This is a genomic window from Bacillus cereus group sp. MG20 (genome assembly GCF_040459885.1).
Classification (GTDB): Bacteria; Bacillota; Bacilli; order Bacillales; family Bacillaceae_G; genus Bacillus_A; species Bacillus_A cereus.
Genome location: NZ_JARVHF010000001.1, coordinates 3,151,332 through 3,172,708, shown reverse-complemented (window position 1 = coordinate 3,172,708; position 21,377 = coordinate 3,151,332). Strand labels below are relative to the sequence as shown.

The following is a 21,377-nucleotide window of genomic DNA, read 5'->3' as shown; positions in this document are numbered from 1 at the left end:
CCATTTGAATAGAGAAGTATGTGGGGGTATACTTGTTCCTTATTATTTTATCATCTGCTTAATCAGTTCGCGATTTCTCTTCTTAAATACTTCATTATGAGAAGAAACCATTCCGTACTCACTTGCATCTGGTTGGATAAATTGCTTTGCTTTATTCACAGCATTTCCAGCATCTTGGAATGCACCTGCAATTAAGTGTAGTTTCCCTTCGTGCTTTAAAATATCTCCAGCAGCATATAATCCATCTACTGAAGACTCACTATTTGCATTACCTGCAATATAATAATTATCTATAATTGCAACGTCTAACTCACTATTTTCTAATAATGTAATGTCGCGTTCATATCCATGATTAATAATAACTTCATCAATAGGTAAGTGAGAAACCTCACCTGTTTCATGATTTGTTAATTCTACATATTCGATCGCTTCATGATTATCACCAGCAATTAATTTTGTAATCGATGTATTAAAGAAACACTCCGCTGAGCTGTTCATAAGTTGTTTTACTTGTGCTTCATGACCAGATAATTCTTCTTTTCTATAGGCTACATACACTTTTTTCGCAATTGGTTCCAATTCATTTGCCCAATCAACAGCAGAATTGCCTCCACCGGAAATAATAACTGTTTTACCTTTGAAACGCTTTAAAGATTTAACTGTATAATTTAAATTCGATACTTCAAATCGCTCAGCACCTTCAATAGATAACTTTTGCGGTTTCAATATACCACTTCCTGTTGCGACGATAACTGTTTTTGAAAAGTGGTCTTCGCCAGTACTTGTTTTTAATGTAAAAGTACCATCTTGATTACGAATAATCGATTCTACTTTTGTATCTAATACAACTTCCGGCTTAAATGTTAACCCTTGCTGTACAAGTTGTTCAATTAACTTATCACCTGTAACTGGCAATAGTCCTCCTACATCCCAAATCATTTTTTCCGGATACACATGTATTTTTCCACCTAAATGTGGTTGAAATTCTATTATTTTTGTTTTCATTTCTCTGAGTCCACTATAAAAAGCTGAATAAAGCCCTGCAGGTCCTCCGCCTATCACGGTTACATCAAACAATTCTTCTCGATTCATTCGTGCTCACTCCTCAGCTATTAATCATTGATTATCATTCTCAATAAAATATAACCTGTTTCCGCAAAATTTACAATCAAAATTACTATTGACAATACACCTATATAAAATTATATTATTTAAAGAATCAATAGTGATAATCATTATCATTTTGTTAATAATTAGCAAATTTGAGATTACATCTTCTTTCATTAATATGGTTAATACTATATTATAAAATCTCATATTCAAGATTTTTAATAAATCATTTTGCTTTACCACTACTCTTTCAAAAAGATTACAGTTAAACAAATTATTGTATACACATATCATCTATGTTAAAGGAGAAAGACGATGAAAAAGTTATTTATTTCACTAACAGTTCTTTTCGTTCTTGTTATGAGTGCTTGTAGCAATGGCTCTACAGACAAAAAGAACGATGCAAAAGGTAGTAAATCAGAAACAATTACATACCAATCTGAAAATGGTAAAGTAGAAGTTCCTGCAAATCCAAAACGCGTTGTTGTACTATCATCATTCGCTGGTAACGTAATGTCATTAGGTGTAAATCTTGTTGGGGTAGATTCATGGTCTAAACAAAACCCACGTTTTGATAGCAAACTTAAAGATGTTGCTGAAGTATCAGATGAAAATGTTGAAAAAATCGCTGAACTAAATCCAGATTTAATCATTGGTTTATCAAATGTTAAAAATGTCGATAAGTTAAAGAAAATTGCTCCTACTGTAACATACACTTACGGAAAAGTTGATTACTTAACACAGCATTTAGAAATTGGTAAGTTATTAAACAAAGAAAAAGAAGCAAAAACTTGGGTTGATGACTTCAAGAAACGTGCACAAGAAGCTGGTAAAGAAATTAAAGCAAAAATCGGTGAAGATGCAACAGTTTCTGTTGTAGAAAACTTCAACAAACAGCTTTATGTATACGGCGAAAACTGGGGCCGCGGAACAGAAATTCTGTACCAAGAAATGAAATTAAAAATGCCTGAAAAAGTAAAAGAAAAAGCATTAAAAGAAGGTTACTACGCATTATCTACTGAGGTATTACCTGAATTTGCTGGTGATTACTTAATCGTAAGTAAAAACAAAGATACTGATAACTCATTCCAAGAGACAGAATCATATAAAAACATCCCAGCAGTAAAAAATAATCGTGTATATGAAGCAAACATGATGGAATTCTATTTCAATGATCCACTTACATTAGATTTCCAACTAGACTTCTTCAAGAAGAGCTTTCTTGGTAAATAATACAAACATGAGGAATTCTTAATTTAAGAATTCCTCTTCCTTTATTCTATGAACAGAAAAGATGTGAAACGAATGACAAAAGATCATGATAATCCACGTTCTATAGCTTTTACATACAAACTAATTTTAAGCTTAATTGCATTCTTTCTTATTTTTATGGTTGCAATGGTATTAGGTGCTGCAGATACTTCGATAAAAGATGTATGGTTAGCACTCACTTCCTCCGCTAAAGGAGACAAAATATCTATTATTCGAGAAATACGTTTACCACGTGAAGTTGCTGCTATTTTTGTAGGAGCTGGATTAGCCGTTTCTGGAGCAATTATGCAAGGATTAACAAGAAATCCACTTGCGGACCCTGGATTATTAGGGCTATCTGGTGGAGCAAATGCTGCGCTTGCACTAACACTTGCTTTCAATCCTTCCATCAGCTATCTTTACTTAACGTTAGCTTGCTTTATCGGTGCTGCAATTGGCGCAATTATGGTATTTGGAATTGGTATGGTGAAAAAAGGCGGCCTTTCTCCTCTTCGAATTGTATTAGCGGGCGCTGCAGTTTCAGCATTTCTACTCGCAATTTCAGAAGGAATTGGCATTTACTTTAAAATTTCACAAGATGTATCACTTTGGACTGCTGGGGGCGTAATTGGAACAACTTGGAGCCAATTAAAAATTATTATTCCAGTCATTTCAATTAGTATCTTTATCGCTATCTTACTAGCAAAAAAATTGACAGTTCTTAGTTTCAGTGAGGAAGTGGCTATTGGACTAGGTCAAAAAATTATTGTTATTAAAACTATTTTATTTATCATTATTATCTTACTTGCAGGTGCATCTGTAGCGCTTGTTGGAAATATGGCATTTATCGGTTTAATGGTACCTCACATGGTACGCCCAATTGTCGGTCCAGATTACCGATTTGTTATACCGATGTCAGCCATTGCTGGAGCTTCCTTTATGCTACTTGCAGATACAATCGGACGTACTATTAACGCTCCGTACGAAACACCAGTTGCGGCAATTGTCGCGATTGTAGGATTACCATTCTTCCTATTCATTGTACGTAAAGGAGGAAAAACATTCTCATGATGCAATCTATTTTAAGAAAACAACGTCTCATTATACTCGCTTTACTTATAGTAATCATCACAACCATTGTAATTGGAATGGGACTTGGTTCAGCATCTTTATCTTATGATCGACTACTCCCAACATTAATGGGGCAAGGGGCTTTTAAAGAGGAGTTCGTTTTATACTCTTTAAGACTACCTAGAATTGTCATTACATTATTAGCTGGTATGGCTCTCGCTTTATCAGGGGCTATTCTGCAAGGAATTACCCGAAATGATTTAGCTGAACCTGGTATTCTTGGTATTAACTCTGGGGCTGGTGTTGCTGTTGCTATTTTCTTTTTATACTTTCCAATAGACGTAGGTTCATTTCTTTACTTACTACCTGTCGTTGGATTTATTGGGGCATTTCTGACAGCTGTTCTAATTTACGTATTTTCATATAGTAAATCAACTGGACTTCAGCCGGTGCGATTAACATTAACTGGTATCGGTTTTGCATTTGCACTATCTGGAACGATGATTGTCCTTATTTCATCCGCTGATCGTATGAAAGTGGACTTTATCTCAAAATGGATTGCCGGAAACATTTGGGGAGATGATTGGACATTTGTTTTAGCAATGCTTCCATGGCTAATTGTATTAATCCCATTTGTCTTCTATAAAGCAAATCGATTAAACATTCTAGCATTAAACGAACCGGTCGCAATCGGTGTTGGAATTGAAATTGAAAAAGAACGAAGATACTTATTAATCGCAGCCGTTGCACTTGCAGCTGCAGCTGTTTCCGTAACAGGAGGAATTAGCTTTATCGGATTAATGGCTCCTCATATCGCGAAATCTTTAGTAGGTCCAAGACATCAAATCTTCATGCCTATCGCCCTTTTAATCGGCGGATGGTTATTACTACTAGCAGACACAATCGGGCGAAATATCGTTGATCCTAATGGCATTCCAGCAGGTATTGTCGTTGCTTTAATTGGGGCTCCTTACTTTATGTATTTGTTGCTTAAGAAAGCGTAAAAACATCCTCAATTTTGAGGATGTTTTTTCCTTTCGTTTCCTTCTCCTAACCCTTTATTCACCATTCATATTTCCTACCTCAATACAATTCCTGAACAAAATATTTTTGATTATAAACTCTATTAATGTTATATTATCACATATAACTTTTACGTTTTAAGGAGTATCGTATAATGAAAGCTATTTCTATTATTCTTATCTTAATTGGAATTTTTGGTATCTTAATGGGCGGAATGATGTTCGGAGATATCGGTATTGCTGCAATTATTGGTTCATTAGCAGCACTATTCTCAGGAATCGGTTTTTGGAAATTAGATTCGCAACTCAAAAATATATCTAAATAATTAAAATCCTAAAATGGCCATGGAAGAATATATATTCTTTCACGGCCATTTTAATACACATTGAATAACATTTCCGTTAGATTTCTACTGTTGCCCATACCCTTCAAACTTCTTCGCCAAATTCTCCATCTCGTCTTCTGGCAGTAACTTCGGTTCTCCGACGCTTTTTGTTTGATAATAAATTTGAGCACAAAACTCAATCTCTTCTGCAATAGTAAACGCCATTTTTATATTATTTGCCCCAGCAATTAAACCGTGATTCGCAAGTAACACTGCACGGCGATCAATCATGCCTTCAAAAGCAGCATCTGCTAATTGCTTCGTACCAAATGTCTCATACGGCGCACAGCGTACATTCGGGCCTGCAAAAGCAATTAAATACGATACTGCAGGAAGTTCCCATCCTAATGATGCAATCGTCTTTGCATAAGGAGAATGTGTGTGTACAAGTGCATTTATATCTTCACGCTTTCTATAATAAATAAGGTGCATATCTAGTTCACTTGATGGCTTTCTTTCTCCTTCTACTACTTCACCATCTAAGTTTAATATAACTACATCTTCAGGCTTTGTTTCATAATAATCTAAACCACTTGGACTAATCGCAACAAGACCTTGTTCACGATTAAAGATACTAATATTACCGCCCGTCCCCTTTGTTAAACCACTAGAAATCATTTTCTTTCCATACGCTACAATTTCTTCTCTTTCTTTTTGTAATAACATATACATCCCCCTAAGTATGAAGCTTATGATGACTGACTTTTATATTTATCTACTTATTGAAATAGCTTTTTTAAATTCTCCGTAAACGGTGCCTTTACAATCCCTTTTTCTGTAATAATCGCTGTTACATTTTCATGTGGAGTAACATCAAATGCTGGATTATATACTTTACTTTCTTTCGGAGCTGAATATTGTCCAAAACGATTAATCACTTCAGAAGCATCTCTTTCTTCAATCGGAATTTCTTTTCCTGTCGATGTCTTTAAATCAATTGTCGGTGTTGGCGCTGCTACATAAAACGGAATGTTGTAGTACTTAGCTAAAATAGATACGCCTAATGTGCCAATTTTATTTGCTACATCACCATTTGCTGCCACACGGTCGCATCCAACGATTACTGCATCAATCTTCCCTTGTGACATGACCATAGCTGCCATATTATCCGTAATAACAGTAACGTCAATACCCGCTCGCTGCAGTTCTAATGCTGTTAACGTTGAACCTTGTAATCTAGGACGCGTTTCATCCGAATAAATTTTTAAATTCCATCCTTTTTCTTTCGCTAAATACATTGGAGCCGTCGCAGTACCATACTTAGTCGTCGCTAAAGCACCTGCATTACAATGCGTTAATACTCCCATTTCATCATGGAATAATGTTAATGCATGCTCTCCAATTTGACGGTTAATTTCTTCATCTTCTCTATGAATTTCTTTTGCCTCTTCTAGTAATCTATTTTTCAGCTGTGAGATTGATAAGTGAGCATTATCTGTCGCTACACTTTCCATTCTTTCAAGCGCCCAAAATAAATTTACTGCAGTCGGTCTTGATGTCGCCAAGTATGTACATACCTTTCTTACTTCATCCATAAATCCTTCTTCCGTACTTTCAGCAAATTCCTTTATCCCTAAATACACTCCATAAGCAGCTGAAACACCAATCGCGGGTGCACCTCGCACTTTCATTACTTGTATTGCATCCCACACACTTTCAGCTGTTTTAAAAGATTCATAGACAATTTCATTTGGTAATAACGTTTGATCTAACAAAACTAAGGCATCATCTTTCCACTGAATTGGTATTAATTGCTCTTCCATCATATTCTCCCCTTACTTCGCGTAGTGCATTGACTGTTCTTTTAACGTTTCTACAAAACTTGTGCCCGTTCTATATTGATTCGCTCGTAAAATAAAACTCTTCGCTACTTGAAGACAAATTCGCTCCGCTCTAGCACGTGCTTCCTCATTCCCAATACAAGTAATATCTTTTACTTTCGCTAATCCAACAATACGGCGAATTAATTCCAGACCTGTCACTGCAGCTGTATCCTCTAATACAGATTGCAAATAGACTTCGCTAAAGCCTTCTTCCTTCGCCATAATCTCGGTCACATGAATATCCCAAGCACCTAAAAACTTCTGCTTAAATAAATCAATTACCTCTACCATCGTAGTTTGTAACCAATCCATATACGTATCTTTCTCAGCTCCAGGTGACATCGTTGCATCTGCATTCACCCAAGCAAACATTAAATTCGCCATTACATTCCCAACGTCATATCCCATAGGTCCATAAAAAGCAAACTCAGGATCAATAACCTTTGTAGAATCATCTCTTACAAAAACAGAACCAGTATGTAAATCACCATGAAGTAATGCCTGTGCATTCGTCATAAAAGAAAATTTACGTTTCGCTACTTCCATACGAAGCTCTTTATCACTATAAATATGTTCCCTAATCCATCCCTCATTTAACGGAAATAACTCATTACGCTTATTATGATTGGTAAATGGTTCTGAATATACGAGGTCCTCTGTAATCTCACATAATTCAGGATTTATATAATTCTTCACAAATTCCTTCTTCTCTTTATGATTCATTACAACATCCGATGTTAACAAAAGTGTATTTACCATAAAAGTAGTTAAATCATCCGCAAGCCTCGGAAATATTTGATGATTTATAAGTGCTGTACGTAATATTGTGTGATTCGATAAATCTTCCATTACGCAACAATTCATCACACTATCAAATAAATACACCTTAGGAACAAGTCCAGGTGCTAACTCATCCTCTAACTGCAAAAGATCTGATTCTATACGAATACGATTCGTCGACAACTTAAACTCATCTGAAATGCGAGCTGTATCCCCAGCTTGCTTTACGATGACAGACATGTTCTCTTTTTCATCCCAAACGCGGAACACATAATTTAAATTGCCATCACCTATTTCTTTACACTGTAACCCCTTTGCATTTTCAAACTTAGATAATTTCTCTTTCACATATGCAATCACATCTTTAGCTTCCATTAAAAAATACTTCGTGAACTTAGACATGGTTTCCCCTCCATACTAATTGTAAGCGTTTTCTAAAAGCTATAAAAAATAATAGGTTGAATTTTTTCATCCTATAAATATGTATTCTTCTTTTTGAAAGGTATATCTAGGTTTTATTATATCTTGTTAGCACTTTGAGTCAATGTTTCTAACTATCATCGTAATATACTTCCTAATTATATATTTGGGATGACAAAAATTGTTCAAAAATTTTCCGATTCATTTTATTTTATTTATCACAAAATTCTTTGTAAAATAGAAGTAAGCAGTTCCTTTTCAAAACTACAACTTCTAAGAAATATTTCCTTCCCAAGAAATTAAACTTACACACTATCTCTAACATACACACTAAACTTTCAACTACTCATCTAAAATTTATAGACTTAAAATTACCTTTCCATTCCCTGTTAGTCTTAATTGAGAATAAATATTAATTAAATTGGTATAAAGTTGGTTTATTCTCTTGACAAAATAACCACTTCTATATGATAATTAATATCGAATTAGAATTATTATAGTTAATTAAAAAATATATTTTATGAGCACACTATTTTTTGATGCTCAAAACCAACATTTAGGAGGAATTTTAACATGTTATTAATCGGCACAGAAGTAAAACCGTTTAAAGCTAATGCTTACCATAATGGAGAATTTATCCAAGTTACTGACGAAAGTTTAAAAGGAAAATGGAGTGTAGTTTGTTTCTACCCAGCTGACTTCACATTCGTTTGCCCAACTGAACTTGAAGACTTACAAAACCAATATGCAACTCTAAAAGACTTAGGCGTTGAAGTATACTCTGTATCTACAGACACTCACTTCACTCACAAAGCATGGCATGATAGCTCAGAAACTATCGGCAAAATCGAGTACATCATGATTGGTGACCCAACTCGCACAATCACTACAAACTTCAACGTTTTAATGGAAGAAGAAGGTCTTGCTGCTCGTGGTACATTCATCATCGATCCAGACGGCGTTATCCAATCTATGGAAATCAATGCTGACGGTATCGGCCGTGACGCAAGCATTCTTGTTAACAAAATTAAAGCTGCTCAATACGTACGTAACAACCCAGGTGAAGTTTGCCCAGCTAAATGGCAAGAGGGTTCTGCAACACTTAAACCAAGCCTTGACCTTGTAGGCAAAATCTAAGGAGTTCGATCAAAATGATACTAGATGCAGATATAAAAACACAACTATCCCAATACCTTCAGTTAATGGAGAACGATATTTTACTTAAAGTAAGCGCAGGAGACGATAACGTATCTAAAGATATGTTAGCTCTAGTAGACGAATTAGCTACTATGTCATCTAAGATTACAGTAGAAAAAGTTGAATTAGAGAGAACACCAAGCTTTAGCGTAAACCGCCCTGGTGAAGACACTGGTGTCGTATTCGCTGGTATTCCATTAGGACACGAATTTACATCATTAGTGCTAGCTTTACTACAAGTAAGTGGACGCGCTCCAAAAATTGAACAAAAATTAATCGATCAAATTAAAAACATTCAAGGCGAATATCATTTTGAATCTTATATCAGCCTAAGTTGTCATAACTGTCCTGATGTTGTACAAGCTCTTAACGTAATGAGCGTTCTTAACCCTGGTATTACACATACTATGATTGATGGCGCTGCATTCAAAGAGGAAGTAGAAAGCAAAGACATTATGGCAGTACCAACTGTTTACCTAAACGGCGAATCTTTCGGAAGCGGTCGTATGACACTTGAAGAAATTTTAGCTAAAATGGGTAACGGTCCAGATGCATCAGAGCTTTCTGATAAAGATCCATACGATGTTCTTGTTGTTGGTGGCGGCCCTGCTGGTGCAAGTGCAGCAATTTACGCAGCACGTAAAGGCATCCGCACTGGTATCGTTGCTGAGCGCTTCGGTGGTCAAGTAATGGATACTATGGGCATTGAGAACTTCATCAGCGTGAAAAAGACTGAAGGTCCTAAGCTAGTAGCAAGCCTTGAAGAGCACGTAAAAGAATACGACATCGATGTAATGAATCTACAACGTGCGAAACGTTTAGAGAAAAAAGAACTTATTGAAGTGGAACTTGAAAACGGCGCTATTCTGAAAAGTAAGAGCGTAATCGTTTCTACAGGTGCTCGCTGGCGTAATGTTGGCGTACCAGGTGAAGCTGAGTTCAAAAATAAAGGTGTAGCATACTGCCCACACTGTGACGGTCCATTATTCACTGGAAAAGACGTAGCAGTTATCGGCGGAGGTAACTCTGGTATTGAAGCAGCTATCGACTTAGCGGGTATCGTTAAGCACGTAACTGTTCTTGAATTCATGCCAGAATTAAAAGCTGATGCTGTATTACAAGAGCGTCTTAACAGCTTACCAAACGTAACTGTTCTGAAAAACGTTCAAACGAAAGAAATCACTGGTACTGATAAAGTAAACGGTATTTCTTACATCGATCGTGAAACTGAAGAAGTTCATCACGTTGAATTACAAGGTGTATTCGTACAAATCGGTCTTGTGCCAAACACAGACTGGTTAGGCGAAACAGTTGAACGCGCTCGCGGTGAAATCGTAACAGACAAGCACGGCGCTACAAACGTACCAGGAGTGTTTGCTGCAGGTGACTGTACAAATAATCCGTACAAACAAATCATCATCTCTATGGGTTCAGGTGCAAACGCAGCTTTAGGTGCATTTGATTACTTAATCCGTAACTAATAAAAAAAACAGGTGCCTTGGCACCTGTTTTTTTATTACCCTAATGTATAAACTAAAAACCTCTCATTCCCATTCTTCTCATAAGCACCTGACAATCTAACTTCTTTCTTCAGCTCAAACGCAGTCTGATTTTCTAAGAAAAAAATATAGTCCTCAGAAGGATAATATAAAATAATATCCACTTCTCTCCCCGTTTCTTCTACCGAAAGTAAAATGTTATTTACTACATTCATAAACACTTGTACAGAAAACGGATTAAAGAAATAAAATCTATTATCATGTGGATCAATCTCATATTCCTGCGCTAAACAACATTGGAATTGAATTTTCCCCTTACTATTTCGTGCCTTTCGTGCATAACGATCTCGATTATCCATCGCTTCTTTATAAAACTCTTCATTCATTTCAATTCCAACTGCTGAAGCACCACATTTATGATGCATATAAAAGTTTAATCGCCCTTTTCCGCACCCAAAGTCTACAATTCGGTCGCTACTTCGTATTTCATATTGATTCAATAACTCATCTAACCCGCTATACGGTGTCGGTTCATAGCGATGATAATGCATAGACTTGTTAAACCCTTTTTGCTCACCGACTGTTTTTATATGTAAAACTGCATCGTAATATTGTTCGTTCATTCGTTTTCTCCTATTAAAAAATGGTACTTATTATTATACACCATGTACTGGAGGCTCATTTTTTATCAAATTAATAGGTACGTGAAATTATATTAACGATTTTCTTAATATATCTATCGTAACTTCAAATATATCAACGATTTTCTCAATATATCTATCATAACTCAAAATATATCAACGGTTTTTCAAATATATCGATTTGCCGACAATTCACGACAAAAAAACAGGAGCTCTCTAGCCCCTGTCTTCTAACACTTTCAATACAGTTTGTTTCAATATTTCTACCCCATCCATAATACAACTATGATCAAACCTCATATACGGATGGTGTAATCCAGGTTGTAGGTCTGCTCCTAGTCCAAGCATGACAGCTTTTAAATGTGGTCTTTTCACTGTATAGTAATGGAAATCATCGCTTCCTGTCGTATAGAGAGGCCCTGTGCATCTCTCTTCCCCATACACTTCGAGAATACCTTTACGCATAAAGCGCTCTGCTTCTTCGGAAACCTCTGCTCCTGGTGCAAGATCCATCCATTCGTATGAAGTTTTCGACCCCATCGATGCAGCTGATTCTATTACATGCTCAATCTTTTTCTTTAATTCTTCTAATAGTATATTACTCTCTGCTCTTACATCTAAACTGAAATGACCATTTCCCGGAATAATATTTAAATTATCACCACCAGCTTGGCATCTCGTCATTTTTACTGAATAAGAACTTTGCGGTGGCAGCCAAATATTTTTCAAACCGATATTAATCATGGAAATGACATCAATTGCATTCACACCTTGGTGTGGTCTTGCCCCATGTGCATCCTCCCCATGAATCATACCCTCTAAAAATCCTGCTGCTCCATGACGAATAGATGGGGCTGCTTGTTTCAAAGATAGTTCTTCAATCGGTCTTAGATGAACGCCAAATAAGAAATCAGCATCATCTACAGCACCTTTCTCCACCATCTTCAAAGCACCATTACCCTTCTCTTCTGCCGGCTGAAAAATAAATCTAACCGTACCACTTTTCCATCTCATATTTTTCAATTGTAAAATAAGTCCCATTACAATGGTCATATGAGCATCATGGCCACATGAATGGTTCGCTTTAAATTCTCCATTTACTTCTTGCCAAAGTGCATCCATATCAGCACGAATCGCAATAACTGGATTCCCGCCTCCAATCTCAGCAATTACACCTGGACAATCATCAAATGTTCTATATGAAATTCCTTCTTCTTTTAAAAAGTCAGTAATATACGCTGTCGTTTCATATTCTTTCCAACTTACTTCAGGGTTTTCGTGTAAATGCTGAAAAATCTCCGTTAAGCGCTCTTGTAGTTCTAATGTTTTCAACGTTCCAGTCTCCTTCCCACATTACAAACGATTCGGGTTAATTATATTTATGAAAAACAGATGTTTTTATGAACATATTGAATTTTAAGAAAAAAGTCAATTGTTTATTTTTAAATACTTAAAAAGCTTACTACTCACCTATATTACAAACTAAACAAACAACTAGAACATTCCTTATTTTCTGTTTTTTATGTTGACGCTTACATAAACTTTTAGTTATCATAACCTAATAAACGTCTATTTTACGACAATTCTAAAAATACAAACAAACATACGTAACAAGGAGGAACTTTATGAAAAAAGAAATACCTTTTGGAATAGCGATTATCCCTATTATCATTACCGTTGCAGTTATGATGGTTACAATTGTTGTATTAAAACAAACCCCTCACGTTCCACTTATTATCGGTACAACCGTTGCCTCTATTGTCGCTTGGCGTTACGGTTACAAATGGAATGATCTTGAAGAAGCAATGTATAAAGGGATTCGTCTTGCATTACCCGCTATCGTCATTATTATTCTTGTCGGTTTAACAATTGGTGCTTGGATTGGCGGTGGAATCGTCGCAACGATGATTTATTACGGTTTAAAACTTTTAACTCCATCACTATTTTTAGTTTCCATTACCGTCATTTGTTCTATCGTTGCATTAGCAATTGGTAGCTCTTGGTCTACAATGGGAACAATTGGTGTTGCTGGAATGGGAATTGGCCTAAGTATGGGAATCCCAGCTCCAATGGTTGCTGGTGCCATTATTTCAGGCTCTTATTTTGGCGATAAAATGTCACCGCTTTCAGATACAACTAACTTAGCCGCAGGATTAACAAATACAGATTTATTCGCACACATTCGTCATATGTTATTTACTACAGTTCCAGGTTTAATTATTACTCTTATCGTCTACGCAGTCTTAGGAAGAAGCTTCGGCGCTAACAATATTGATGCGAAGAGCATCGATCAAACGTTACAAGTATTGCAACAAAATTTTGTTATCTCGCCTTTCCTACTCATTATACCCGTAGTCGTTATGGTATTGGTCGCTAAAAAAGTCCCTGCTATACCAGCGATTCTCGTCGGTATTATTTTAGGATTCTTATCACAAGTCTTTATTCAAGGTGGTTCTGTCTCAGCATCTGTCGGTGCACTCCAAGCTGGATTTGTTATAGACACTGGAAACAAGCTAGTAGACGAACTATTTAACCGCGGTGGCTTAGATTCGATGATGAATACAGTCTCTATGACAATTGTCGCTATGACTTTCGGAGGAGTATTAGAACATACAGGTATTCTTCGCTCAATTGTAAATCAAATTTTAAAGTTAGCGAAATCAGCAAAAGGGCTTATCGCTTCTACTATCGCATCTTGTTTTGCAACAAACCTTACTTGCTCTGAACAATATATTTCAATTGTTGTCCCTTCAAGAATGTACGCAAATGCATACACGGAAAAAGGACTACATTCAAAAAACTTATCCAGAGCATTAGAAGATGGTGGAACATTAACTTCTGTCTTCGTTCCTTGGAATACGTGCGGTGTATTTATTCTCGCAACACTTGGCGTAGGTGCATTTGAATATGCTCCTTATGCTATTTTGAATTTCATCGTACCTATTATCTCAATCATTTATGGTATAACAGGCTTCACAATTGTAAAACTATCAGACATTGAAAAAGCAGAACTACTAAAGAAACAAAAAGCTCAACTAGAAGCTTAAAAATAGCGGTAAATTCAGTTCATATAGTGCACGAGGTCGCCCTTGTTGATAGGGCATTTCCTCGCCGCAAATATGAGCATACCCGTAATCAACTAATTTCTTTAACAACCTTTCTGTCGATCTTCGAGTTACTTGTAAGTACTCAGAAAGGTCAGCTGCTGTAAACTTCAATGACGGGTGCGATTGACTAAATTGAATGATTTTTGACAAGTTGGCCGGACTAAGCTTTGTTTCCTTCGCTATTTTCATTAGTTCCGGATTATCATTTTTCAAACTTTGTACTCTCTGTTCTTTCGGGAACGGACCAAACAAATCTTTATCACTTGTTAGTATATAAAAACAACGATCTATTGGATTGTTCTTTGCAAAACTTTGAGCAATTTTTGCATTTTGCTCCGCTTCTTTCACGGTTTTCCCATAACCAAATCCAATAGCTATCGTTCCTTCTAAGCTCGCAAACAAGTTATCTATCGCATTTGTTTTAATAATTGATTCGATATCACCACGAGTTGTATACAAAATGCATGTCATTTCATCCACTTGTTTAAATGAACCACGTAGTTCTTTTGAAATGACATCTAGTTTTTCAAGCAAACTCGCTCGTAATTCTAAGGAAGAAATTATACAAGCACCAACAGTAGCTGAATAGCTTTTTGCTAACTCAGCTTTTATTTTTGCATCTTTTAGCCCATGTATAATGGACTGTGTTGGATCAATCATACGCTCTGAAGGAATACCTATTTTTTGAAGCTCGTCGTAAACAGCGTGAATACTAGTTAAAGCTAAATGAGCCTCTCCAGATTGATATTTAGCTACATGAAAATCGATAACTCTATTTATTTCATCTTTACTCCACAGCATATTTTCATAATCCAACACTTGCGGGCTTTCTTTTATACCGATATCATGGAACACATTTGTAATAAACGAGCGGTCTACTAAATCGATGGAAATGTTATGTGGTTGAATACTTTGATGATACATGATAGAAAGAATTGAAGATGCGACAGTTGTCTCGTCTTGCTGTAAGTATGTACTTGGAATTCGTAATTGTTCTCTTATTTCTTTTGCCATATAATAAGGTAAAGCACCTGAGAAAAAGATGACATCACAAGGCTTTAAACACTTTAATAGTTCAGAAGATTCCGCCGGATGAAGGTAAATATATGGATCAATTTCTATTCCTTCTAATTTTTGAGCAATAGGAAAAAGGTTCTCCATAAACTCCTTTGAACCGACAACTGCAATTTTTATCATCATTTTCTCTAACTCCTTATCATTAATTAACGACTATTTAACGTCAACTATATCAAATGTATAAAACTATTGTAAACAGGAAGGGGTTTCTATTCAATGAAAATTACAGCTATTCATCTTTACGCAATTCGTTTACCGCTTCGCAATCCGTTTGTTATTAGTTATGGCTCTTATTCTGATATGCCCTCTATTATCGTCAAAATGGAAACAGATGAAGGTATTATCGGTTACGGTGAAGGCGTTGCTGATGATCACGTCACAGGTGAATCGTGGGAAAGTACTTTCCATACTTTAAAACATACGCTAGCCCCTGCTCTAATTGGGGAAAATCCAATGAATATCGAAAAAATACACGACATGATGGACAATACAATTTACGGTGTTCCAACAGCGAAAGCCGCAATTGATATTGCTTGTTTTGATATAATGGGCAAAAAACTAAATCAACCTGTATATCAATTAATTGGCGGGCGCTACCATGAAGAATTCCCTGTCACTCACGTTTTAAGTATTACCGATCCTAAAGATATGGCTGGAGAAGCTGCTTCTATGATTCAAAAAGGTTACCGATCTTTCAAAATGAAAGTTGGTACAAATGTAAAAGAAGATGTGAAACGTATTGAAGCTGTACGTGAACGTGTAGGAAATGACATCGCTATTCGCGTTGATGTAAACCAAGGCTGGAAAAATAGCGCAAACACATTAACAGCACTGCGTTCATTAGGACATTTAAACATTGACTGGATTGAACAACCTGTTATCGCGGACGATATTGATGCCATGGCTCATATTCGTTCTAAAACAGACCTCCCGCTTATGATTGATGAAGGATTAAAAAGCTCTCGTGAAATGCGCCAAATTATTAAATTAGAAGCTGCTGATAAAGTGAATATAAAACTAATGAAATGCGGCGGCATATATCCAGCTGTAAAGCTCGCTCATCAAGCAGAAATGGCAGGCATTGAATGCCAAGTGGGATCAATGGTCGAATCATCTGTTGCCTCTTCAGCAGGATTCCATGTCGCTTTCTCAAAAAAAATCATTACGAGCGTAGAGCTAACAGGACCATTAAAATTCACGAAAGACATTGGAAACTTACATTACGATGTACCATTCATTCGCTTAAACGAAAAGCCAGGACTCGGCATTGAAATAAACGAAGATACACTACAAGAACTAACCGTCTTTCAAGACGTTGTACGCTAAAGGAGGACTATCATATGACGGCTCTATACGAAGGAACATTAAAACAAAATAACGAATCATTTCACGTTACATTACTATCACTAGAGCACATCGAACAAATTTTATCACTACAAAACATTGTAGTTGAAGCACTAGAAGATAAAAGTCGTTTACAACCACTCTCACAAGCAGAATTTCAATACATTCTAGAAGGAAACGGCATGATGATCGGTGCTTTTATCGAAAACGAACTCATCGCATTTCGCGCTCTACTCGTCCCTCCTATCGACGATGAACATTTAGGGCTTGATATTGGTCTATCAGAAAGTGAACTGCACCGCGTCATCTATCAAGAAATCTCAAACGTTCATCCGGGATGCAGAGGAAATGGGATGCAAAAAACATTAGCAAACGTCATCATGGACGAATTACAAAAAGAAGATAGCAAATATGATTATGTATGCTGTACCGTTGCTCCTTTTAACATCCCGAGTTTGAAGGATAAATTTGCGCAAGGGATGGAGATTGCTGCGCTGAAGGAGAAGTATGGTGGTAGTCTGCGATATGTTTTTGTGAAGAAATTGCGCGGAGATAAAGAAAGCGATTGGACGGATGTTCAAAGTATTCTAATGAGTGATGCTAGTGGACAGCAGGCTTTGCTTTCGGAGGGGTATCGTGGGTATGAGATGGAGAAAGTGGATGGAGATTTTGTTGTGAAGTTTGGACGATAATCTATATACTCGAAAAAAGGAGATGTCTGCTGTGACATCTCCTCTTTTCAATTTGTTGAACAATCCTGTAGTAAATGAAATTATATCAACGATTTTTCGAATATATCTATCATAACTTACAATATATCAACGATTTTTAAAATATATCTATCAAAACTCACAATATATCAACGATTCGACAAGAAATATCGATTTACAGACAAAAATCGATATCCCTTCCTAAACCGTCATCTTCCAACTAGATAAGGCTAACCAATTCTCCATTTCTTTATAATCAGGCATTATCTTCCCGACAAGACGCCAAAAAGAGCGATCATGATTTAAATGAACCATATGACACATTTCATGAACGACTACATAGTCAATTACTCGCTGTGGTGCCATTGCTAGCTTCCAATTGAATGTTAGTTGTAAATTCGAATCGCAAGTACCCCAAGTACGACTACTATCTGTAATACGAATAGAACGTGGCTTTGTCTTAAAGTTACTTTGATGCACTTTAATGCTCTTCTCTACTAAAGTTTTACACTGCTTATAATAAAATCGTTTTAAAGCTTGCTGTATTTTCTCATCCTTTAGCTCTTTTACATAAATATGTAACTTATCCCCTTCAAAAATCGCATTGTCTTGCTCAATGCTTACATCTTGGGAAATCTGTATCGGATACGTATTCCCTAAATACAAAAAGCCTTCTCCTTGATCGTAATCCTTTTCCTGTGGTCCACGCGCTCGCTCCGCCATTTCCTTACGTGTTGTCTGAATCCAATCCCACTTTTCCTCTAGCAACTGGACTAAGTATTCAACAGGTGTCCCTTTCGGAGCCTGCACTTCCACATTTCCATACGAATCCACAAAAAGACGCACGGACTTTTTTTTCTTATAAGTTATATGAAAATTAATTGTCTCACCTAAATATGTATGTACCATTTCATCACCTAGCATAGTATTTTTACAAATAAAAAAGAGTAGGATACGAACGTCCTACTCTATCTATTATATCATTTAATGCTTTAGCAAGCTTATTACCCTCTATACTTTACACCTAATCCCTTAATGAAATTCCTTGCGTATCTATCGCCGCACTCTTTGTAATTTTTATGGCCTTTCTTTCTTAATAGAGCGCCTAACTCTCCTTTTGTTACCGTAACGCCTACGCTATCTAATATATCAAGTACATCCTCACTCGTTAAAGATAGTGCGATTTTCATTTTCTTTAGAAGAAGGTTATTGGCACTCTCCTTGCTCTGTACAGGTGCAGGCTGCCCTGGTTTCGGATCTTGCTTTCCTCTTTTTAAAGTAATAAATCCATTTAAAAATGCCTCTAACATCATCATATCGCATGTTAATACGTACTCATCTTCAACTACCTCATCATTTTCAGCTTCATGCTGAGGAGCTCTCTTTATTTTTGTAAGCATATCAACTACGTCTTCTTTCGTTACTTCCATCCCGCCAAGTTTAAAGATTTCTACCATATCTATATCTTTTATATCTAAAGCGTATCTTACTCTTTTTAATATATCGTTGTTGCTCATTGCCATTGTTTTGCCTCCTGAAATATTGATTATAGTAATGCTTTTAGCATGTGTAAATTAATGTCGTTAAGTTACTACTTTAACATTTTAGGGGGAGGTTTTGTAGTCTTAACCAAATTTATGATTATAGAGGCTATACTACAATCCAAGCAATAATTTGATTCTATAGAAGGGTTACAGTAACTTTTCGGTTCATTTTTTCTTAGTTCATTAGATCTACATTCTATTTTATATTTGTTAACTATAAAAGCAGTGCATTGATTCCTCAAATACACTGCTCGTCTCTTACATTGTTATATTTCTTCTATACAAACTAGAGTTTATGGGTTTCGGTGAATTTTATCCATATAGGAGACTATTGCATATCATAAATTAGCCACTTTCCGTCAACTTTCTTCAAATCAATAGTAATATTGTCAGGATTAGGGCCGTATAAAGGTTTTGGAGAGATATCTATCGTAACTTTTAATTTTGCTCTATCTCCAACTTTTCTTTCTTCTATATTCAATATATCTATTGACGCATTTTTTGGAATTCCAATACGTTTTCCAGCTTCTACATCCCAAGGGAGACTCGGATGTATATACTCACCTGCTTTGTTTAAATCTCTTGATTCAAGAGCTTTAAAAAAGCCTTTTACTTTTTCTTGTGGACTATTATTTTGAATTAGAACGTTAACTAATATAACTATAAACACAATCCCAATTATCCACACGTACCAAGGAGATTTTTTTGCAATTCTTATTAATTTTATGTTTTTATCATTTCTATTTTGGGGCGTAATATCGTTATGGAATTCTCCATTATCAAATAGTTCTTCTGATTCATCCAAATTTATTCTCTCTGTACCACAACTAGTACAGTACTTATTTGTTTTCAATAATTTCTTATTACATGCTGTACAATTCATTATTTTATTTCTCCCTGCCCTATTATTAAAATCAAATCCCCAAAGTTTCACATATTAATTTTCTATTATTTTCAATTTTTTTGATGTAGTAGCATTAAAATTACCTGATGAATCCAATTCTGTATGATAAATGTACGTTTTGACTCTAAAATTTTTATGTGGAAACTTTTTATTTACAACACTTACCACTAAATTGTTAATTTCATTTCCGATTTTCACAGCTTCTTCTACCGTAGACTTATTATCAACTCGAACTTTTATCGGAAAATCAGCTGTATAATACATATTTGGATTATCATACAGCGTTGCTTGAAATAAAAATGGGGCTAATCCGGTTTGTTCAATAAGTAAATCCTTCGTATCATAAACTTTTATATTTGCAATATTCTTTCCTACTTCCGATCCTGCCTCTGCATCAAAGGGTTCTAATTTCTCGTTAGCAACACTTGTTTCATTTCCTACCGCCTTACCCTTATAATTCATTTCAATAAATTTCACATTACCATCCCGGTCACAATCCAACCAAACAGTACCTTCTTTATTTTTGAAAGCCCCATCCACACTTACAGATATGCTACCGCCCCCAGTTCCTGAAAACTTCTCAATCTGCACACTTTCCGCATCATTTCCTCGAACATCATATTTTGCATACCCTTCCGCCTCAGTGCCTTCTGATTCAATTTTAGTACCTAACATAATATCAAGACCTAATAATTTGAAGGCATCCTTATACTTCAAATCTTTTGGCTCTAATAATTCAATCTTAATATGATTAATAATTTTCCCATCACTTTCAAATGTATATTTAGCATAATTATCTACATATAACCATCTAGTTTCCTCTTTTGTTCTTGGGGATGAAAGCGTTCTCTCTAAATCTTCAAGTCGATAAGTTTTTTTTAGGTACATTGCTATTCCACTTAAATTTGAAGTCGAAATATCATTGCTCTCATTCGTCATAATTTTCTTCTCATCTTGCTTAACATTTTGGCTTACTTCTTTTGTTGGTACTGATTCTGTTGATTTTTGACAACCCGATGTAATTAATCCTGCTGTAAGTAAAGCTATTAATACTTTCTTCATAATTTCCCTCCAATTAAAATAAAAAAATTCTGGTAGCTCCTATAAGAAAAAATCTTCAAATCAGAAGAAAATTCCACAGTACTCTAAAATTATTATCGAATATTTAAAAATAACTATTATTCAAAAGATCTTCATACCAATACTAAATAATTAACTTTATAAATTATGTCGAAAGAAGTCGAAAAACAATATTTTTATAATCGGAAATTTAGATTTAATTTTTCCGCTGTTACATTAATTAATTTGAACATAAAATAGGACCTCCTTACATGCACTCTGCATGTAAGGAGGTCCTATTTAGATAAAAATCATACATTTTCTTAACTTGATGGCCATGCTCAAATAAAGAGATTTTTTATTTCTGTCTATTATTCAGATTACATTTCATACCTCGATAGAGCCTAATGTACTCTACTCCAGCTCTTGTCA

General features: G+C 35.7%; 20 protein-coding genes. 9 read left to right on the top strand and 11 right to left on the bottom strand.

Translation table 11 applies throughout. The features are described from left to right. Positions 1 to 42 precede the first annotated feature (42 nt). Entirely contained in the window at positions 43 to 1,092 is a 1,050-nt protein-coding gene (locus QCI81_RS16325) for an NAD(P)/FAD-dependent oxidoreductase (RefSeq protein WP_071731330.1), read from the bottom strand. A 333-nt stretch (positions 1,093 to 1,425) separates the two neighbouring features. On the opposite strand from QCI81_RS16325, the gene QCI81_RS16320 reads away from it, so the two are divergent. From QCI81_RS16320 to QCI81_RS16305, 4 genes are all read left to right on the top strand, one after another. Beyond that, a complete protein-coding gene (locus tag QCI81_RS16320) occupies positions 1,426 to 2,343 on the top strand; it encodes an iron-hydroxamate ABC transporter substrate-binding protein (protein WP_000732579.1) in 918 nt (305 codons plus the stop codon). Between the two features lie 48 nt (positions 2,344 to 2,391). After that, the gene (locus tag QCI81_RS16315) at positions 2,392 to 3,432 is read left to right on the top strand and encodes a FecCD family ABC transporter permease (protein WP_002025239.1); all 1,041 of its coding nucleotides are present in this window, start codon (positions 2,392 to 2,394) and stop codon (positions 3,430 to 3,432) included. Then, on the top strand, positions 3,429 to 4,436 hold the full coding sequence (locus QCI81_RS16310) for a FecCD family ABC transporter permease (protein WP_071731331.1): 1,008 nt from the start codon (positions 3,429 to 3,431) through the stop codon (positions 4,434 to 4,436). Before QCI81_RS16315 ends, QCI81_RS16310 begins: the two co-directional genes overlap by 4 nt. 173 nt (positions 4,437 to 4,609) lie before the next feature. Further along, positions 4,610 to 4,780 (top strand): hypothetical protein, encoded by a 171-nt coding sequence (locus tag QCI81_RS16305; RefSeq protein ID WP_000644466.1) that lies wholly within the window; start codon positions 4,610 to 4,612, stop codon positions 4,778 to 4,780. Between the two features lie 84 nt (positions 4,781 to 4,864). On the opposite strand, the gene QCI81_RS16300 is transcribed toward QCI81_RS16305, so the two are convergent. The 3 genes from QCI81_RS16300 to mtnK are packed head-to-tail and all read right to left on the bottom strand — an operon-like array spanning position 4,865 to position 7,845. Continuing rightward, complete coding sequence (locus QCI81_RS16300) at positions 4,865 to 5,506, bottom strand: L-fuculose-phosphate aldolase (protein WP_000926548.1); 642 nt, start codon at positions 5,504 to 5,506, stop codon at positions 4,865 to 4,867. A gap of 53 nt (positions 5,507 to 5,559) precedes the next feature. Next, a complete protein-coding gene (mtnA, locus tag QCI81_RS16295) occupies positions 5,560 to 6,606 on the bottom strand; it encodes an S-methyl-5-thioribose-1-phosphate isomerase (protein ID WP_061666185.1) in 1,047 nt (348 codons plus the stop codon). Positions 6,607 to 6,615: 9 nt separating this feature from the next. After that, on the bottom strand, positions 6,616 to 7,845 hold the full coding sequence (gene mtnK, locus QCI81_RS16290) for an S-methyl-5-thioribose kinase (RefSeq protein ID WP_053565378.1): 1,230 nt from the start codon (positions 7,843 to 7,845) through the stop codon (positions 6,616 to 6,618). A gap of 591 nt (positions 7,846 to 8,436) precedes the next feature. Between mtnK and ahpC the strand changes: the two genes are divergently transcribed. Then, the gene (gene ahpC, locus QCI81_RS16285; RefSeq protein WP_000924420.1) at positions 8,437 to 9,000 is read left to right on the top strand and encodes an alkyl hydroperoxide reductase subunit C; all 564 of its coding nucleotides are present in this window, start codon (positions 8,437 to 8,439) and stop codon (positions 8,998 to 9,000) included. Positions 9,001 to 9,014: 14 nt separating this feature from the next. Then, the gene (gene ahpF / locus QCI81_RS16280; RefSeq protein WP_071731333.1) at positions 9,015 to 10,541 is read left to right on the top strand and encodes an alkyl hydroperoxide reductase subunit F; all 1,527 of its coding nucleotides are present in this window, start codon (positions 9,015 to 9,017) and stop codon (positions 10,539 to 10,541) included. A 35-nt stretch (positions 10,542 to 10,576) separates the two neighbouring features. Here ahpF and QCI81_RS16275 read toward each other — a convergent pair whose 3' ends face one another. Next, a complete protein-coding gene (locus tag QCI81_RS16275) occupies positions 10,577 to 11,182 on the bottom strand; it encodes an SAM-dependent methyltransferase (protein ID WP_001005627.1) in 606 nt (201 codons plus the stop codon). 234 nt (positions 11,183 to 11,416) lie between these two features. Beyond that, positions 11,417 to 12,532 carry a M20 peptidase aminoacylase family protein gene (locus tag QCI81_RS16270; protein ID WP_000853516.1) on the bottom strand — a complete coding sequence of 372 codons (1,116 nt, stop codon included), beginning with the start codon at positions 12,530 to 12,532 and terminating at the stop codon, positions 11,417 to 11,419. Positions 12,533 to 12,825: 293 nt separating this feature from the next. On the opposite strand from QCI81_RS16270, the gene nhaC reads away from it, so the two are divergent. Then, the gene (gene nhaC, locus QCI81_RS16265) at positions 12,826 to 14,247 is read left to right on the top strand and encodes a Na+/H+ antiporter NhaC (protein WP_000711525.1); all 1,422 of its coding nucleotides are present in this window, start codon (positions 12,826 to 12,828) and stop codon (positions 14,245 to 14,247) included. On the opposite strand, the gene QCI81_RS16260 is transcribed toward nhaC, so the two are convergent. Beyond that, on the bottom strand, positions 14,236 to 15,507 hold the full coding sequence (locus tag QCI81_RS16260) for a transcriptional regulator (RefSeq protein WP_071731335.1): 1,272 nt from the start codon (positions 15,505 to 15,507) through the stop codon (positions 14,236 to 14,238). The genes nhaC and QCI81_RS16260 overlap by 12 nt on opposite strands. Before the next feature lie 93 nt (positions 15,508 to 15,600). Between QCI81_RS16260 and QCI81_RS16255 the strand changes: the two genes are divergently transcribed. Both QCI81_RS16255 and QCI81_RS16250 read left to right on the top strand, forming a co-directional pair. Beyond that, a complete protein-coding gene (locus QCI81_RS16255) occupies positions 15,601 to 16,710 on the top strand; it encodes a mandelate racemase/muconate lactonizing enzyme family protein (protein ID WP_071731336.1) in 1,110 nt (369 codons plus the stop codon). A gap of 14 nt (positions 16,711 to 16,724) precedes the next feature. Continuing rightward, complete coding sequence (locus tag QCI81_RS16250; protein WP_071731337.1) at positions 16,725 to 17,420, top strand: N-acetyltransferase; 696 nt, start codon at positions 16,725 to 16,727, stop codon at positions 17,418 to 17,420. A gap of 219 nt (positions 17,421 to 17,639) precedes the next feature. Here the strand turns inward: QCI81_RS16250 and QCI81_RS16245 are convergent, their stop codons facing one another. The 4 genes from QCI81_RS16245 to QCI81_RS16230 form a co-directional block, all read right to left on the bottom strand. Next, positions 17,640 to 18,347 carry a M48 family metallopeptidase gene (locus QCI81_RS16245; protein WP_000233764.1) on the bottom strand — a complete coding sequence of 236 codons (708 nt, stop codon included), beginning with the start codon at positions 18,345 to 18,347 and terminating at the stop codon, positions 17,640 to 17,642. Between the two features lie 95 nt (positions 18,348 to 18,442). Next, on the bottom strand, positions 18,443 to 18,961 hold the full coding sequence (locus QCI81_RS16240) for a YehS family protein (protein ID WP_064532127.1): 519 nt from the start codon (positions 18,959 to 18,961) through the stop codon (positions 18,443 to 18,445). Positions 18,962 to 19,310: 349 nt separating this feature from the next. Next, on the bottom strand, positions 19,311 to 19,865 hold the full coding sequence (locus QCI81_RS16235) for a zinc ribbon domain-containing protein (protein WP_071731338.1): 555 nt from the start codon (positions 19,863 to 19,865) through the stop codon (positions 19,311 to 19,313). Between the two features lie 54 nt (positions 19,866 to 19,919). Next, positions 19,920 to 20,948, bottom strand: a complete 1,029-nt coding sequence (locus QCI81_RS16230) for a hypothetical protein (RefSeq protein ID WP_353810851.1) — start codon at positions 20,946 to 20,948, stop codon at positions 19,920 to 19,922. Positions 20,949 to 21,377: the final 429 nt, after the last annotated feature.

Coding starts and splice junctions, on each gene's coding strand:
- QCI81_RS16310 (WP_071731331.1), top strand. CDS start 3,429: ATGATGCAATCTATTTTAAGAAAACAACGTCTCATTATACTCGCTTTA.
- QCI81_RS16315 (WP_002025239.1), top strand. CDS start 2,392: ATGAACAGAAAAGATGTGAAACGAATGACAAAAGATCATGATAATCCA.
- QCI81_RS16255 (WP_071731336.1), top strand. CDS start 15,601: ATGAAAATTACAGCTATTCATCTTTACGCAATTCGTTTACCGCTTCGC.
- QCI81_RS16275 (WP_001005627.1), bottom strand. CDS start 11,182: ATGAACGAACAATATTACGATGCAGTTTTACATATAAAAACAGTCGGT.
- QCI81_RS16300 (WP_000926548.1), bottom strand. CDS start 5,506: ATGTTATTACAAAAAGAAAGAGAAGAAATTGTAGCGTATGGAAAGAAA.
- QCI81_RS16240 (WP_064532127.1), bottom strand. CDS start 18,961: ATGGCAATGAGCAACAACGATATATTAAAAAGAGTAAGATACGCTTTA.
- ahpF (WP_071731333.1), top strand. CDS start 9,015: ATGATACTAGATGCAGATATAAAAACACAACTATCCCAATACCTTCAG.
- nhaC (WP_000711525.1), top strand. CDS start 12,826: ATGAAAAAAGAAATACCTTTTGGAATAGCGATTATCCCTATTATCATT.
- QCI81_RS16320 (WP_000732579.1), top strand. CDS start 1,426: ATGAAAAAGTTATTTATTTCACTAACAGTTCTTTTCGTTCTTGTTATG.
- QCI81_RS16325 (WP_071731330.1), bottom strand. CDS start 1,092: ATGAATCGAGAAGAATTGTTTGATGTAACCGTGATAGGCGGAGGACCT.
- QCI81_RS16250 (WP_071731337.1), top strand. CDS start 16,725: ATGACGGCTCTATACGAAGGAACATTAAAACAAAATAACGAATCATTT.
- ahpC (WP_000924420.1), top strand. CDS start 8,437: ATGTTATTAATCGGCACAGAAGTAAAACCGTTTAAAGCTAATGCTTAC.
- QCI81_RS16235 (WP_071731338.1), bottom strand. CDS start 19,865: ATGAATTGTACAGCATGTAATAAGAAATTATTGAAAACAAATAAGTAC.
- QCI81_RS16305 (WP_000644466.1), top strand. CDS start 4,610: ATGAAAGCTATTTCTATTATTCTTATCTTAATTGGAATTTTTGGTATC.
- mtnA (WP_061666185.1), bottom strand. CDS start 6,606: ATGATGGAAGAGCAATTAATACCAATTCAGTGGAAAGATGATGCCTTA.
- QCI81_RS16230 (WP_353810851.1), bottom strand. CDS start 20,948: ATGAAGAAAGTATTAATAGCTTTACTTACAGCAGGATTAATTACATCG.
- QCI81_RS16260 (WP_071731335.1), bottom strand. CDS start 15,507: ATGATGATAAAAATTGCAGTTGTCGGTTCAAAGGAGTTTATGGAGAAC.
- QCI81_RS16245 (WP_000233764.1), bottom strand. CDS start 18,347: ATGGTACATACATATTTAGGTGAGACAATTAATTTTCATATAACTTAT.
- mtnK (WP_053565378.1), bottom strand. CDS start 7,845: ATGTCTAAGTTCACGAAGTATTTTTTAATGGAAGCTAAAGATGTGATT.